This is a genomic window from Lysobacter sp. CA196, from assembly GCF_052078695.1.
Classification (GTDB): Bacteria; Pseudomonadota; Gammaproteobacteria; order Xanthomonadales; family Xanthomonadaceae; genus Lysobacter.
In genome coordinates, this window is the sequence record NZ_JBQJIN010000026.1 from 62,780 (window position 1) to 78,349 (window position 15,570).

The 15,570-nt window shown below is 68.8% G+C and carries 13 protein-coding genes; 8 read left to right on the forward strand and 5 right to left on the reverse strand.

Going from position 1 to position 15,570, the window contains the following annotated elements:
- Positions 1 to 89 precede the first annotated feature (89 nt).
- The 3 genes from ACTOWK_RS18885 to ACTOWK_RS18895 are packed head-to-tail and all read left to right on the forward strand — an operon-like array spanning position 90 to position 2,962.
- Positions 90 to 713, forward strand: a complete 624-nt coding sequence (locus tag ACTOWK_RS18885) for an RNA polymerase sigma factor (protein ID WP_441331637.1) — start codon at positions 90 to 92, stop codon at positions 711 to 713.
- Positions 706 to 1,695 carry a hypothetical protein gene (locus ACTOWK_RS18890; RefSeq protein ID WP_441331638.1) on the forward strand — a complete coding sequence of 330 codons (990 nt, stop codon included), beginning with the start codon at positions 706 to 708 and terminating at the stop codon, positions 1,693 to 1,695. The genes ACTOWK_RS18885 and ACTOWK_RS18890 overlap by 8 nt, the downstream gene beginning before the upstream one ends.
- 28 nt (positions 1,696 to 1,723) lie before the next feature.
- Complete coding sequence (locus tag ACTOWK_RS18895) at positions 1,724 to 2,962, forward strand: PDZ domain-containing protein (RefSeq protein ID WP_441331639.1); 1,239 nt, start codon at positions 1,724 to 1,726, stop codon at positions 2,960 to 2,962.
- Between the two features lie 123 nt (positions 2,963 to 3,085).
- Here ACTOWK_RS18895 and ACTOWK_RS18900 read toward each other — a convergent pair whose 3' ends face one another.
- The 5 genes from ACTOWK_RS18900 to ACTOWK_RS18920 form a co-directional block, all read right to left on the reverse strand.
- On the reverse strand, positions 3,086 to 4,045 hold the full coding sequence (locus tag ACTOWK_RS18900) for a DUF6607 family protein (RefSeq protein ID WP_441331640.1): 960 nt from the start codon (positions 4,043 to 4,045) through the stop codon (positions 3,086 to 3,088).
- Positions 4,046 to 4,107: 62 nt separating this feature from the next.
- A complete protein-coding gene (locus ACTOWK_RS18905; protein WP_441331641.1) occupies positions 4,108 to 4,680 on the reverse strand; it encodes a Hemin transport protein in 573 nt (190 codons plus the stop codon).
- 3 nt (positions 4,681 to 4,683) lie between these two features.
- Positions 4,684 to 6,984, reverse strand: a complete 2,301-nt coding sequence (locus ACTOWK_RS18910) for a TonB-dependent hemoglobin/transferrin/lactoferrin family receptor (RefSeq protein WP_441331642.1) — start codon at positions 6,982 to 6,984, stop codon at positions 4,684 to 4,686.
- Positions 6,985 to 7,258: 274 nt separating this feature from the next.
- Positions 7,259 to 7,429, reverse strand: coding sequence for a hemin uptake protein HemP (gene hemP / locus ACTOWK_RS18915; protein ID WP_441331650.1), 171 nt, complete (start codon positions 7,427 to 7,429; stop codon positions 7,259 to 7,261).
- Positions 7,430 to 7,642: 213 nt separating this feature from the next.
- Positions 7,643 to 8,614 (reverse strand): aldo/keto reductase, encoded by a 972-nt coding sequence (locus ACTOWK_RS18920; RefSeq protein WP_441331643.1) that lies wholly within the window; start codon positions 8,612 to 8,614, stop codon positions 7,643 to 7,645.
- Between the two features lie 70 nt (positions 8,615 to 8,684).
- Between ACTOWK_RS18920 and ACTOWK_RS18925 the strand changes: the two genes are divergently transcribed.
- The 5 genes from ACTOWK_RS18925 (at position 8,685) to ACTOWK_RS18945 (ending at position 15,163) form a co-directional block, all read left to right on the forward strand.
- Positions 8,685 to 9,638: a hypothetical protein gene (locus ACTOWK_RS18925; protein WP_441331644.1), complete on the forward strand. Its 954-nt coding sequence runs from the start codon at positions 8,685 to 8,687 to the stop codon at positions 9,636 to 9,638.
- A 1,312-nt stretch (positions 9,639 to 10,950) separates the two neighbouring features.
- A complete protein-coding gene (locus ACTOWK_RS18930; protein ID WP_441331645.1) occupies positions 10,951 to 11,538 on the forward strand; it encodes a TMEM165/GDT1 family protein in 588 nt (195 codons plus the stop codon).
- Positions 11,539 to 11,625: 87 nt separating this feature from the next.
- Complete coding sequence (locus ACTOWK_RS18935) at positions 11,626 to 12,762, forward strand: GGDEF domain-containing protein (RefSeq protein WP_441331646.1); 1,137 nt, start codon at positions 11,626 to 11,628, stop codon at positions 12,760 to 12,762.
- A gap of 121 nt (positions 12,763 to 12,883) precedes the next feature.
- On the forward strand, positions 12,884 to 14,182 hold the full coding sequence (locus ACTOWK_RS18940; RefSeq protein WP_441331647.1) for a NupC/NupG family nucleoside CNT transporter: 1,299 nt from the start codon (positions 12,884 to 12,886) through the stop codon (positions 14,180 to 14,182).
- A 3-nt stretch (positions 14,183 to 14,185) separates the two neighbouring features.
- Positions 14,186 to 15,163: a ribokinase gene (locus ACTOWK_RS18945; RefSeq protein WP_441331648.1), complete on the forward strand. Its 978-nt coding sequence runs from the start codon at positions 14,186 to 14,188 to the stop codon at positions 15,161 to 15,163.
- The last annotated feature ends 407 nt before the right edge of the window (positions 15,164 to 15,570 follow it).

Here is a 15,570-nt window from a genome sequence, read left to right on the forward strand (position 1 = left end):
CGTTGACTCAGTATAGGCCTTGGTTGCGGCTGCGACCCTTCACGCCCCTGGCGCATCCTTGACCTGGAATGCCACCCGAATCCCAGCCCTTGCCGTCCCCCCCGCCCGAGCCGACACGCCCGCTGTCGAGCTTCGCCATCGACGTGCCGGAGGCTTTGCTGGCCCGTGCCCGCTCCGGCGAAGGCGCGGCCTTCGAACAGATCTACCGCTGGTTCGAGCGGCCGGTTTTCAGCTTGGCGATGCGAATCGCCGGCGACCGCGACGAGGCCACCGAAGTGTTGCAGGACACCATGCTCAAAGTATTGACCCGGATCGGCGATTTCCGCGGCCATCGCGACGGCAGCGGCACGCCGTTCTGGGGCTGGCTGCGGCAGATCGCGGTCAACGAATCGCTGATGCGGTTGCGCAGTCAGCGCCGCCACGAACACGCGGCCGAGCCGGAGGACGAACTGCTCGCCGACGACCGCACCCCGCCGCCGCCCGCGGCGGCCGATGCGGCGGCGCTCGGACGCGCCCTGGCGCAATTGCCGGCACCGACCCGCAGCGTGCTCTGGCTGTACCACGCCGAAGGCTATACCCATGAGGAGATCGCGGCGCTGATGCAGCGCACGCCGAGCTTCTCCAAATCGCAACTCGCGCGTGGCGGTCGACGCTTACGCCAGTTGCTGGAGTCGGGCATCAAGTACACCGATCTGGAGCAGGCCCATGCCTGACCGCACCCCTTCCGCGCCGCAGGACTGGTCGTCCGCGTTCGCGCAACTGCCGCCGGAAACGCCGCCCGCCGATGGCTGGTCGCGCATCGCCGCGACCCTCGCCCAACGCGGCGTCCTGCCGGCCCCGTCCGGGTCGAGCGAGTGCGAACCGGTCCGGCCGCGCTCTATAAAGAGTGGCGCCGTCCAGATCGAGCCTCGCCGCGCCACGCTGCGTGCACGGCCGCGGCAACGCTGGATGATGGCGGCGATGCTCGCCGCGGCGTTGCCGCTGGGTCTGTGGCTGTCGCAGCGCAGCCAGAACCCCAGCGAAGCCGGCGCGGTCACCGACGCAGTCGCACCTACCGACGCGGCACCGGCGATCGCTTCGCCCACGACCGGGGCAGGCCTCGATCCGCCGCGCGGCACCACGCCGCATGCGCCGCAAGTCGCCGCCGCCCCCCATCGGAACGCCTCGTCGCAAGACACTCCGGCAACGGCGGTGGCCGCCGTGCCGACGCCGAAATCGGCGCGCGACGGCCTTGCATCCACCCCGGCCGCCACGCCGCGACGCGCACAGCGCTCGCCGACTCGCCTGGCCGCGCGCGACCGCGGCGAAACGGCGAATGCACCGGCGACCGCCGCGCAGATTCCACCGGTACCGACGGACACGGCCTTGATCGCGTCCGCCGACGCCGACGCCCGCCTGCTGCGCGAACTCGGCGAACTGCAGGCCGAGTCGGCGCAGCTCGAAACCCTGATCGCGTTGACCCGCGACGAGCAGGTCGGCAGCGCCACCGCCACGGTGATGAGTTCCGAACTCGACGAGCGCGTGCGTTTGATCGACGCCACGCTGATCGCCGGCTCGCTGCCCGCGGCGCAACGCCTGTCGCTGTGGCAGCAACGCGTCGGCGCGCTGCGCACCCTGGCCGGTGTGGAGAGCACCCAACGCTGGTTCGCCGCCCGCGGCGAACGCTACGACGACGCCCTGGTTCGCGTCGATTGATTCTTCTAATGCGGCACCGGAGACCGATATGCCCCGCTTCCCTCTGACTGCACTGCTGCTGTCCACCGCGATCGGCAGTGCCCTGGCCTATGCGCCCGCGAGCACGCCGACCGACGCAGCGGCCAGCATGCCGGTGGCGCCCGATGCTGTTCCTCTTGTGATCGTGCGCCGCACCCGGGGCGAAGGCCCGTCGGTGGTCGCCCAGGTACGGCCGCAGGTCGTCCAACAGCTGCGCGGCCTGCCCGATCCGGTGACCAAGCCAGTGCTGATCCGCGACGAAATCCGCGGGCCGCAACTGGGCGTGATCCTGGCGCCGGACGGCAAGGCCGGCGCGCGCATCATCGCGGTCACGCCCGACAGCGCCGCCGCCAAGGCCGGCTTGCGCAGCGGCGACCGCCTGCTCGCGGTCGGCGACAAGACCATCGCCGGCGCCGACGGCGATGCGCGCCTGGCCGACGCCCGCGCCCTGCTCGGCCGGCTCGAAGCGCGCAAGCCGATGCGCATCCGCTATCAGCGCGACGACCGCGACGCCACCGTCAGCGTGACGCCGCAACTCGGCGAGCGGGTGATGGTGTTCGAGAGCGGCGACGGCTCGCAGTTCGTCACCGCCGGCCAGGTCATGATCCGCCGGTCGGTCGATGGCGAAATGGAGGTTTCCAGCGACCGCATGGAGTTCACCCCGGCCGACGGCGGGGTCGCCCCGCGCTTGCGCACCGAGATCGTCCGTCTCGGCCCGGAGAACTGCAAAGACAAACCCTGCCTGTTGCCGGCGATCAGCGATGCCCTGCGCTGGAACGGCCTCAACCTGGCCTCGGTCGACGCCAAGCTGGGCCGTTATTTCGGCACCCAGCGCGGCGTGCTCGTGCTCAGCACCGGCCCCGAACTCAAGGGCCTGGAACCCGGCGACGTGATCCAGTCCATCGACGGCCGCCGCGTCGACACCCCACGGCAGGCCATGGAGGCGCTGCGCAACCAACCGGAGGGCAGCCAGGTCGATGTCGGCTATCTGCGCGATCGCGCCAGCGCCAGCACCCAGCTCAAGGTGCCCAAGACGGTGCAATGGACGCCGCCGCGTCCGCCCTCGCCGCCCTCGCCGCCGTTGCCGCCGCCGGCTCCGCCTGCTCCGCCCGCGCCTTATGCGCCGGCGCCTCCGGCTCCGCCCGCGCCGCCGACACCGCCGACACCGCCTCAGGCCATGGCACCACCGCCGCCCGCGCCGCCGGTCTGGGCGATGGCCGGCGAGCGCCAGGTGCATCGGGTGTACTGAGCCCGACCCAGCGACGCCATCGCGCACCCGCACGATGCCGCAACGAAAAGGCCGGGCATACAGCCCGGCCTTTGTTGTATCCGCGTTGCGCGCCGCAGCGCGGAATACTCGCAATAACGTCGCTTATTCGGCGGGCGCCGCGGTCACCCACTTGGCGAACACCGCATCGATCTCGGCGTCGGCGACGCTCTTGCCGTCTTCGAGTTTGCCGGCCTGTTCGAACAAGGGAATGATCATGGCCATGCCGTCGATCTTGGTCTTGAGCTGCACGCCCGGCGCACGCTGCAGATAACGGTCCCAACGCGCGCGGACCTTGGCCCAGAACCCCTGGGTCGCCTCCCAATAGGTATAGGCCGGCTTGAAGTCGACCTCGCGGGTCTTCTGGTAATCGTTGAAACCGAACTCGCGCGCCAGCTCTTCCTGGCTGCCGTCGGGCTTGCGCAGCACCTTGGTGTTGAACTGCTCGTGGGTCCAGCCGTTCGGCGTGATGGTGTGGCGATTGACCGCCGACACTGCGTTGTAGTCGCTGCGCTTGGTGTACTCGCGCCGCGGCAGCGGGCGCCAGCTGGCGTCGCTGGTCCAGGTCGCGATGCCGTTGCGATAGTCCCAGCGGCCGGTGCCACAGTAACGCGGCGCATCGCTGACCTCGTACACGCACTGGGTCCAGGCGCCGCGATTGAGCTCGGCCGGAATCTTGCGCACCTGCCAGGTCTGGTCGGCGCTGAATTCGAAACGCTGCGGCGCCTCGTACACCCAATCCTGACGCCAATGCTTGGTCACGTGACCGCTCTTGGCATCGACCAGGATGTGCTGCAGCACCAGCTTGCGCGGGCTGTCCTCGACCACGATGACGGTCTCGTTGCCGCCGCTGCGCATCGCCGGCGCGCGCTCGTAGCCGGGCTTGAGCAGCACGGTTTCGTCGAAGGCGAAGTCGACGAGGTACTCGCCCTTCATCGCCAGGATCGAAGCGCGGTCGCGCTCGGTCGAGGCCTCGGCGGCCGGCACGGGAGACAGGGCCAGCACGGCGGGGCTGGCGAGAACGGTGATGGCCAGCAGGCTGGCGGGGTACAGACGTCGGGTCATGGCTGAACTCGATGGTTCTCGGTTGGCTGAAGGATTCGGAACAAACAAACGAAGCAGTCGGCTCAGGCGTACTGCGGCAGCGTGCCGTCGCGCAGGCCCGAGGCCATGCAGCAGCACACGTGCGCCTGCGGGCGCAGACGTGCGCCCTCGCCGGCGGCGATGCGGCGCGCGTGCGCATGGCCGAGCTCCGACAGCTCGGCCGCGTCGGCGAGCAGTACGCAGTGGCCGGCTTCGTCGTACAGCACGTGCAGGCGCAGGACCTCGGCGCACCAGCGGCCGCGCAGACGGCGCCACCCGCGCCGCCGCAGACGCGACCACAGGCCGCCGCGCGCATCGAAGCCGTGGTGCATGGGCAGGCCGGCGGCGACATCGTCCCAGGCCAGGAAATCGCTGTCGGGCAGCAGGTACAGCCGCCAGCAGGCGCGGCCGGTGCCGTTGCGGAACAGCAAGGCCTCGCACGAAGCCTCGCCGTCGTGACGGACCAGCCGCTCGGCGCTGTGCGCCTGCAACCAGCCGTCGAGAGCATCGCGATGGCGCGAGGGGTACGCGCACAACACCGTCGCGACCGCCGCCAAGCGTTCCGGCGCCGGCAAGCCGGTGCGGTCGAGCGTGGCGGTCGGCGACGGCGCGCGCATGGCTTACCAGCTCACCGCCACGCTCATGCCGACGTTGCGGCCGGGCGCGGTGTAGCGGTCGACGATGGCGCTGCCGGCGCTGAGACCGGGCAGATTGGCGCCGTCCCAGTACTTTTTGTCGGCGAGATTGAACACGCCGACGTTGAACTTGGCGCCGGGCGCGAAGTCCCAGCGCGCGAGCAGGTCGAGCACGCCGTAACCGGGCGTGGCGAAGCGGTTCGGCGCCGGCAGGTCGGTCTTGCGGTGGGCGAAACGCCCGGCCAGTTCGACGCCCCAGCTCTCGCGGTCGTAGGCCACGCCGAGGCTGGCGGTCAGCGGCGCGATTGACTCCAGCGGCCGGTCGGCGGTCTTGTCTTCGCCCTCGCTCCAGGCCGCCGCGCCGCGCAGCGACCAGCCGGCAAGGCGGTCGGAGAGCTGGCCGAAATCGACGCCGCCGCGCAGTTCGATGCCTCGGATGCGTGCCTTGGCGACGTTCTGCGACTGAAACACGATCAAGGGCGTCTGCGGTGGCGCGCTGACCTGGCGGTTGGACTCGATGAAGTCCTTGTAGTCGTTGGAGTACACCGACAGCTGCGCATAGGCGGCCACGGTGCTGAAGCGCAGGCCGAGTTCGTAGCCGTCGCTGGTCTCGGGCTTGAGGTCCGGGTTCGGGATCGCGGTGTAGCCGAACTGCAGATTGGTGAAGCCGAGGTTGACGTCGCTGTAGGGCGGCGCGCGGAAGCCGCGCTGGTAGCCGCCGAACAGCGACCAGTCCTGGGCGAAGTGCCAGACCGCGCCGAGCTTGGGCGAAACGCTGGTCTTGCTGAGCTCGCTGATCTTCACCCCCGGGTTGTCGGCGTTCCAGATCGGGTCCTGCTGCGGGTGCAGTTCGTAACGGTCCACGCGCACCGCCGGCACCAGGCGGAACTTGCCATCGGCGAAGCGGATCTCGTCCTGCACGAACACGCCGGCATTGCGGGTCTTGCTGACCGGGAAATCGCGCACCGGGAAGGTGTCGGGCGAAATCACGCTGCTGACCGCACCGGTGGTCAGGTTGACCGCACGGCCGTCGCGCTTCTGCCGGAACTCGGTGTCTTCGTACTCGAAACCGTAAGTCAACGTGTGCTCGACCGCGCCGGTCGCGAAGTCCTTGTGCGCGGTGGCCTCGGCGCCGTACACGCGCTGGTCGAAATTGAACTCGCGCAGGCGCAGGGTCGGGCCGACCTCGCGGCCGCCGACCACGCTGGCGCGCTGCTCGCGCGTGCGCTGGGTGGTCTCGCTGTCCTGGCGATAGACCTGCCAGCGCAGCGAATCGGCAAGCACGCTGTCGAGGCTGTCGACTTCGTGCGCGAACGCGACCCGTGCGCGAGTCTGGTGATCGTCGCCGGTCTGCGACAACACCCGCACCTGCGGTGCGCCCGGCATCGACAAGGCGGTGCCGCGCGCGCTGAAGACCTGGGTGTCGGTCTGGTCTTCGCTGCCTTCCACGGTCAGGCGAAAACGCTGGCGGTCGCTCGGCGCGTACACCAGCTTGGTCAGCAAGCTGCGGCCCTCGTTGCTCTGCGGGTTGGGGCGGGTGCGGCGTGCGTCCAGCGCGGCGTTGCCGCCCTGGTTGCCGGTCTCTTCGCCCTGGTGATGATTGAGCACGACCAGGCCGGACCAGCGCTCGCCGCCGAACGCCGCGGTGGCGCCGCCGAACAGGCTTTCGTTCTTGCCGTCGTAACCGGCCTTGAGGCCGAAGTAGGCGCCGGCATCGTCCTTGAGGTAGTCGGCCGGGTCCTTGGTCACGAACGAGACCACGCCGCCGAGCGCGTCGGAGCCGTGCAGGGCGCTGCTCGGGCCGCGCACGACCTCGACTTCCTTGACCGTATCGAGGTCGACGAAATTGCGCCCGGCGTTGGAGAAGCTGCCGATCGAGAAGCTGTCGGACACCGAGATGCCGTCGACCAACACCCGCACGCGGTTGCCGCCGAGGCCGCGGATGCGGATGTCGCCGAGGCCGAAGCGCTCGCTGTTGGCGCCGACCTCGATGCCGGGCTCATAGCGGAACAAGTCTTTCAGGTCGCGGACCAGCTCGCGGTCCATGCGCTCGCGGTCGATCGCGCCGACCGTCGCCGGCACGTCCTCCACGGCGCGTTCGGTGCGCGTGGCGCTGACCACGACGCGCTGGAGTTCGTTGACGTCGGCGCTGTCGACGGCATCGGCCGCGGCGGCAACTGCCGGCAGGGCCAGCAACAAGGCCAGGGCGAGCGCGGAGCGCGCCGGTGCGCGCAGGGACGGGGAAGCGGAACGAGCGGGCACAGCAGTAGTAAGAACGCAGGACATTCGGTCGGACTCGGTAGTGGATTGGCCGAGGCGAGCGGGCGTCCGTTGCAACGACAGTGCAGAGCGGAGGGGCTGGCAGCCTTGAGAGAGAAGGTGCTGGCGGGTCGGCCGAAGCCGACGCGCCATGCCGCCCTCCTGTCGGGAGCGCGGTATGGCGGATGACGCGGGCGTTGCGTTGCGATCGGCTCGGGACGTACCGATCCCGGCACGAATGCGGCCGAGTGCGCTTGAGCGCGCCGATCGCCGGATCGTCAGCTAGAACTACATCGCAGGATTACTTCGTGAGGATCAGCTTGTCGTTGCGGGTGTGACGCAGGCGATAGACCTCGCCGCCGTGACGGATCAACACTTCACGCGCGCCGCGAAGCAAGGCCGTGCTTTCGACCAGGACGCCCTGGGCGGCGGCGACGACGGCCGAAGTCGCAGACGCCGACGACGCAGCGATGGAGGGCACCGCGACGGGCGCCGCGACGGCAGCCAGGGGGCGATCGATACGGGGTTTCAGTTGCAGCACCGGATTGCGCAGAGACATGACGGTGGCTCGTTGGGGGTGGGCTCGACAAGAATGATAATGATTCTCATTTGACAGTCAACACCCCAACCGCCGGATCTGCGACCCCGGTCATGCGCGACCCGCTCCTCCCCGACTCAGGGCGTCTCAGGCCGTCGCGCGCTCCACCCGCTGCCAACCGGCCTCGTCGATGCGTTCGACCCAGTCCAGCGCCTGCAGGTTCTGCAGCAGTTGTTCGGTGCGGCTGGCGCCGAGGATCACGCTGGACACGTGCGGGTTGCGCAGGCACCAGGCGATCGCCAGGGGCGCCGGCTCCGCGCCGAGCTCGCGCGCGACCGCGACGAAGGCGTCGGCGCGTTGCGGCCGTCGCTGGTCCGAACTGCCGAGCACGATGCGCTGCAGCCATTGCTGGTCGGCCTGGCCGAGCCGGCTCTGCGCGGAGATGCCGTCGCGGTATTTGCCGGTCAGCAAGCCCGAAGCCAGCGGCGACCAGATCGTCGTACCGAGGCCGAGTTCGGCGTACAACGGCGCGTATTCCAGTTCGACCCGTTCGCGATGCAGCAGGTTGTACTGCGGCTGCTCCATGGTCGGCGCATGCAGATGATGAGCGCGGGCGATCTTGTGCGCCTCGCGGATCAGCGCCGCCGGCCACTCCGAGGTGCCCCAATACAACACCTTGCCCTGGCGGATCAGCGCGTCCATCGCCCACACGGTTTCCTCGACCGGCACGTCCGGATCGGGGCGGTGGCAGTAGTACAGATCGAGATGCTCGACACGCAGCCGGCGCAGCGCGTCGTGGCAGGCTTCGGTGACATGCTTGCGCGACAATCCCTTCTGGGTCGGCCCCGGCTCCTCGACCGAGCCGAACATGACCTTGCTCGACACGCAGTAGCCATCGCGCGGCAGGCGCAGATCGGCGATCGCCTCGCCCATCACCCGCTCGGCCTCGCCGTTGGCATAGCCTTCGGCGTTGTCGAAGAAATTGATGCCGTGGTCCCAGGCCGCGGCGATCAGCTCGCGGGCGGTGTCGCGGCCGATCTGCGCGCCGAAGGTGACCCAGGCGCCGAACGACAGCGCCGAAATCTGGAGGCCGGATGAACCGAGGCGACGGTACTGCATGGATGCACTCCAATCTGAGCGGTGACTGCGCTCATGCTACGCCCCTGGACGATGCGACAAAGGACTGCCTGTGGCGACGACGAATCTGAAAACCCGAGGCCTGATCGTGATCTTCATCGCGATCGCGGCCGCACTGTTGGCCTGGCAACTGTGGCGCCTGCGCACGCCCGCGCCGGCTGCGCCCGAAACCGCCGCCGTGCAGGCCGACGCGGCCGAGGTTGCGCCCGAAGCGGCCGACACCGCACCGGCCGCCGCCACGCCGCGCAAGATCGAGCCGGCTACGGGCGACTACCGCAACCCGGCCCTGGCCGAGCTGAAGAACCGCGCCGATGGCGGCGACAGCCGCGCCTCGTGCCAACTCGGCATGGAGCTGCTGCGCTGCACCGACCTGTCCGCCGCCGAACAAGTGCTGGCCGCGGCCGACGACAACGCCCGCCCGGACATGCCGGCCGAGCAACGCGCCTACATGAGCAAACTCGAAAACCGCGCCCGGCACATGGTCGCCGAATGCCGCAGTGCGCCTGCCGATGCCTGGAAACAGGGGAACCACTACCTGCGCCAGGCCGCCCTCGCCGGCGAACCCGAAGCGATGTACCGCTACGCCCGCGGCGACTCGGTGCTGATCGACTACTCGCGCATGGGCACGCCCGAATTCGACCGCTGGCGCGCCGAAGCCGGCAACATGATGCAGCTCTCGTTCGAGGCCGGTTACCTGCCCTCGGTGTTCGACCTGATGGTCGGCTACAGCGACAACTCCTCGCCGATCACCGGCCTGATCCCGAACGACCCGACCAAGGCCCGCGCCATGCGCCTGCTGATCGGCCGCCTTTCCGGCAAACCCGCCGACCGTCCCGAAGCGCGCTACGTCGCCCTGGAACCGGCTGCCGTCGCAATGGCTGCGCAATGGCAGCGCGACTACTTCCCGACCCTGAAACCGCCGTTGCAACGCATGCCGCGCGTCATGCCGGCCGGTTTCGCTTCGTTGTATGCGGACGAGAATGTCGAGAGTCCGTGTTCGCAGTGACCGCACTTGCCGGGGTTGTTGCGGTTGTTGGGGTTGTTGGATTTGGCGCTTGCATGGATAGGCGCTGCGAGGGTCTTGCGGCGCATTTCTCCATCAAGTAAGTCGCGACCGCGACCTTTCAGTCTTGTGCCGATGCCAGCCGCAGCCCGTCAGGGTAGGAGCGGCGCAAGCCGCGACCGCGCTGTGTCGGTCTTGCGGCGTCTCGGCTTGAGTTAGATCAAGATCTAGATCAAACGCTAGAGCTTCCGCCACTAAAGCGGCGGGTTACTTTCTTTTGTCTAGCGACAAATAGAGAATCTGAGTAGCGGCGTTGCCTCCCCTGTAGGAGCGGCGTGAGCCGCGACCGCGGAACGCGCGGGGGCAACAATGCCAACGTCATCCATCGAAGCGGCGTGCTTTCGCCGGGGTAGGAGCGGCGCAAGCCGCGACCGCGAATCTACGGCTGGCGGCGCGGGCGATCGGGGTTGCGTGGTCGCGGCTTGCGCCGCTCCTACCCAAGAGCAACGACGACCGTTGCCGTTGCCGTTGCCGTTGCCGTTGCCGTTGCCGTTGCCGTTGCCGTTGCCGTTGCCGTGATGAGCTTGGCGCGGTTCCGAACTTGCGATGCAACCGTAGACCCGGAGGGCGGCGCACAGGACGTGCGCCCGGCTTCTATATGGAATGCCCCGATAGGACAAGGATGTCCTATCGAAAAATCCCGGCGTAGGCCATGAACTCGCAAGGGAGCTTCGTCAAGGAAGGCCTTTTCTTTGGTTAGCTTTCTTTTGGGCCAGCAAAAGAAAGTAACCCGGCCGCGTTAGCGGATGGAAGCTTTAGATCTTGCTTCATCGCTCTGCGGTAAGAAGCGCAGCACTGCGAGTCACGCGGTCGCGGCTTCGATTATTGACGACGGCCGTGCGATGCCTACCCATCCCTTGGTCGCGGCTTGCGCCGCTCCTACCCTGAAAGCCAGGGCCTCGTCCGATCGGGGAGAACGGCCACGGTCAAGCGCACGCGCAGCGCGGCAAGCCCAACGGCAAAAGATTCTCATTCCCCACCCTCCCCCTCGATCCAGCTACAATCCGCCCACTTTCCTCCTCCGGGGAGTAGCCCACCCGCAGCCGCCAAGGCCCGCGGGGACATGCGTCAACACACTTGGCCCACCGGCCATGGCGCATGAGCGGCAGCCAGTGCGAACGATCCAGGTCCACGACCCGATCGGCCAGCGCTAGCGACCACGGGCAAGACCGAAGGCAGGCGTTGCGCGCAACCCGGGTCGGGCCGTGCATCGTCCGCCTTCGCGTCCACGCGAATGCCCGACCCCGGAGTTGTCATGGATCTGTCCTTTCTCCCGGCCTCGGTCGTCACCACCCTCGTCTCGACCGGCACCGTCGCGCTCGCCGAAATCGGCGACAAGACCCAGTTGCTCGCCCTGCTGCTGGCCGCGCGCTTTCGCAAACCCTGGCCGATCATCGCCGGCATCCTCGTCGCCACCTTGCTCAACCATGCCCTCGCCGCCTGGTTCGGCACCCTGGTCGCGCATTGGCTGCGGCCGGAAGTGCTGCGCTGGGTCGTCGCGGCGAGCTTCCTCGCGGTCGCGCTGTGGACGCTCAAGCCCGACCGGCTCGACGACGAGCCTCAGTTTTCGGCGCGCGGCGCCTTCATCGCCACCACCATCGCGTTCTTCTTCGCCGAGATCGGCGACAAGACCCAGGTCGCCACCGTGCTGCTGGCGACCCGCTACGAACCGCTGTGGGCGGTGATCGCCGGCACCACCGTCGGCATGTTGCTCGCCAACGTGCCGGTGGCGCTGCTCGGCAGCCGTTTCGCCGACCGCCTGCCGCTGAAAACCGCGCGCTACGTCGCCGCGACCGTGTTCGCGGCGCTGGCGATCTGGGTCGCCGTACGCGGAATCGGCTGACCGGCGGGCTCACCGACGCTCACGCGGGAGCCGGGCGACCGGCTCTCGCGCTATGCTCGCCGCGGACGGCAAGGGGATCGCGTAGGGATGCACGGCATCGGCGGAAGGTTGCGCGGCGTACTGGTGGCGCTGTTGCTGCGGCCGGACGAAATCATGCTCGAGATCGGCGCCGGCGGCGAACTGCTGGTAGCGCGGCTGCGCGCGGTGCTCGCCGCGATGCTGTTGCTGCTCCCGCTGTTCAACGCGATCGGCGGCGGCAGCGTCAAGGAAACCATGATCGGCCTGGGCGGGGCGGTGTTCGTCAACGTGTTCTCGCAACTGTGGCTGGCCCTGGCCCGGCGCCAGCGGCGTTACCGCTGGCTGCCCTTCACCACTGCCGGCTTCGACGTCACCGCCACCACCCTGGTGCTGGCCGCGCTCGCCGCCCAGCACCTGCCGGCCGGGCTCAACAGCCTGATCGTCTGGTGCGGTTATCTGTTCGCGATCCTGATGACCGCGCTGCGCAGCGACGGCCGCGTCACCCTGTTCGCCGGCCTGCTCGCCCTGGTCCAGTACGCTGTGCTGATCGTGGCCGTATTCGCCGCCGCCGATTCGCCGGAAGAGCTGATGTCCAGCGATTACGGCGCGATCACCGCCGGCAGCCAGGCGCAGCGCATGGTCCTGCTGGCGATGGTGACCATCGCCACCTCGATGGTCGTGTACCGGATGCAGCGCCTGATCGAGATGTCCGGCACCGACGGCCTGACCCGTCTGCCGAACCGGACCTGGCTGACCCACCGCATCCCGCGCCTGTTCGATACCGTGCGCCGCGACGGCGGCAGCCTGACCCTGGCCCTGATCGACCTCGACCATTTCAAGCGCATCAACGACGACTACGGCCACCGCCTCGGCGATCGCAGCCTGCGCCACCTGGTCTCGGTGCTGCGCGAGCAGGCCGAACCCAGCGAGTGGCTGGTGCGCCTGAGCGGCGGCGAGTTCCTGCTGGTGATGCGCAAACCGCTGGGCACCGCCTTCGAGGAAGTCGACGCGATCCGCCGCACCGTCGCAGAGCGCCCGTTCGAGCCCGGCCGCGGCGCCGAGCCGCTGTGGCTGAGCTTCAGCGCCGGCCTGGTGACGTTTCCGCAGGAAGGCGGCGACCTCTCGCGCCTGCTCCGCCGCGCCGACCTGCGCCTGCAGCGGGCCAAGCAATCCGGCCGCAATCGCGTGGTCGCCCGCGATATCTGAACACGCCGGCCCTGGCAAGCCCGGCGGCGCAGCTTGCCGCTGGCGCCGTCACTGCACTAGGCTGCCCCGATTAATAAGTCGCTAACAAGCCGCCGGGGCTCCGGCGCCCGGGGAGAGTGGAGTGGATTCGATTACGCGCGTGGCCTTCGGCCTGTTCGGTTTGGCGGTGCTCGTAAGCATTGCGTGGGTGTTCTCGGTCAACCGCCGTTCGGTGGACTGGAAGCTGGTCGCCATCGGCATCTCCCTGCAGATCGCATTCGCCTCGGTGGTGCTGCTGGTGCCGGGCGGCAAGGACGTCTTCGACGCGATCGGCAAGGGCTTCGTGCACGTGCTGGAGTTCGTCGGCGCCGGCTCGAAGTTCATCTTCGGCGACCTGATGGACGTCAGCAAATTCGGCTTCATCTTCGCCTTCCAGGTGCTGCCGACGATCATCTTCTTCTCCGCCCTGATGGGCGTGCTCTACCACCTCGGCGTGATGCAGGCGGTGGTGCGGGCGATGGCCTGGGCGATCACCAAGGTGATGCGCGTGTCCGGCGCCGAGACCACCAGCGTCTGCGCCAGCGTCTTCATCGGCCAGACCGAAGCGCCGCTGACCGTACGGCCGTACATCCCCAAGATGACCGAGTCCGAGCTGATCACGATGATGATCGGCGGCATGGCCCACATCGCCGGCGGCGTGCTCGCCGCCTACGTCGGCATGCTCGGCGCCGGCGACCAGGACGCCCAGGCCTTCTACGCCAAGCACCTGCTCGCCGCCTCGATCATGGCCGCGCCGGCGACCCTGGTGATCGCCAAGATCCTGGTGCCCGAGACCGGTGAGCCGCTGACCCGCGGCACGGTCAAGATGGAAGTCGAGAAGAACACCGCCAACATCATCGACGCTGCCGCCGCCGGCGCCGGCGACGGCCTGCGCCTGGCGCTCAACATCGGCGCGATGCTGCTGGCCTTCATCGCCCTGATCGCGCTGGTCAACGCGCCGCTGACCTGGATCGGCGAACAGACCGGCCTGGCCGCGGCGATCGGCAAGCCGACCGACCTGTCGACCCTGCTCGGCTTCCTGCTCGCGCCGATCGCCTGGGTGATCGGTACGCCCTGGGCCGACGCCAACGTGGTCGGCGGCCTGATCGGCGAGAAGGTGGTGCTCAACGAATTCGTCGCCTATACCCACCTGGCCGACATCGTCAACGGCAAGGTCGCCGGTGTCGCCCTCAGCGACGAAGGCCGCCTGATCGCCACTTACGCCCTGTGCGGCTTCGCCAACTTCAGCTCGATCGCGATCCAGATCGGCGGCATCGGCGGCCTGGCCCCGGAACGTCGCCAGGACCTCGCGCGTTTCGGCCTGCGCGCGGTGCTCGGCGGTTCGATCGCGACCTTCATGACCGCGACCATCGCCGGCGTGCTGACCCACTTCTCCGCCTAAGCCATGAGCCAAGTCAGCACAGGCCGCGTCGTCGTCGTCGGCTCGTTCAACGTCGACCACGTCTGGTCCCTCGCCGCGCTGCCGCAACCGGGCGAAACCCTGGCCGGCCGCTACCACACCGGTCCCGGCGGCAAGGGCTTCAACCAGGCCACCGCAGCCGTGCGCGCCGGTGCGCAGACCAGCTTCGTCTGCGCCCTGGGCGAGGACACCGGCGGCCAACTCGCACGCGCGCTCGCCGCCGCCGACGGCATCGACCTGCGCGACCTGTGCAGCGAAGCGCCGACCGGCACCGCCGGCATCTACGTCGATGCCGACGGCCGCAACACCATCGTCATCGGCCCGGGCGCCAATGCCGAACTGTCGGCGGAATTCGTCGGCAGCCACGACGCCCTGCTCGGCACCGCGCAGGTACTGTTGAGCCAGTTGGAAACGCCGGTCGAAGCCGCCGAGGCCGCGTTCGCCGCGGCACGCCGCATCGGCGCCCTGACCCTGCTCAACCCGGCCCCGGCCGACGCCGTCGCCAGCGACGCGCTGTGGGCGCTGGCCGACGTGATCACCCCGAACGAAACCGAGTTCTGCGCGCAACTGCGCCTGCGCACCGGCCGCGTGCTCGACCCCGACACCCTCAGCGCCCTGCCCGACGCCGAACTGCACGCGCATTGCCGCCGTCTGCTCGGGCACGGCAGCGTGATCGTGACCCTGGGCAAGGCCGGCTGCTTCGTTTCCCATGCCGACGGCGCCCTGCACGGCGACGACCGCGCTCACTACCGTTGCCCCGCCGCGGCGGTGAAGGCGGTCGACACCACCGGTGCCGGCGACGCCTTCAACGGCGCCCTCGCCGCCGCCCTAGCGCGCGATCCGGCGGCACCGTTCGCGCGTCATGTCGGCTATGCCAACCGTTACGCCGGCCTGTCGACCGAACGCGCCGGCGCGGCGGCGGCGATGCCGCGCAATGCCGAGGTCAGCGCGCGCTTCGGCTGAGCGGTTCGTCGCTCCGATGGCGGCACGCCTCTAGTCCAGACGGGATTTGCTTTCGGGGTAGGAGCGGCGCGAGCCGCGACCACGGGACGGGCAGAGGTAACGAGGCCGTCGCCATTCGTCTAAGCGGCGTATTCTCGCCAGGGTAGGAGCGGCGCAAGCCGCGACCGCGTTGCTTCGCTCTTGCGGCGCATCTCTCACGCAAGATCAAGATCAAACGCCAAAAGCTTCCGCCACTAAAGCGGCGGGTTACTTTCTTTTGTCTAAGGCAACAAAAGAAAGCTAAGGCGGAGTCAACATCCAAGTGCATCACCCCACCGCAAGCACGTCCTCAATAGAGAAGTTCACCGGCCGCCTGTAAAGCTTCTCCAGAAACACCTCCGCCGGCATACGGATGTCCAGGCTTACCC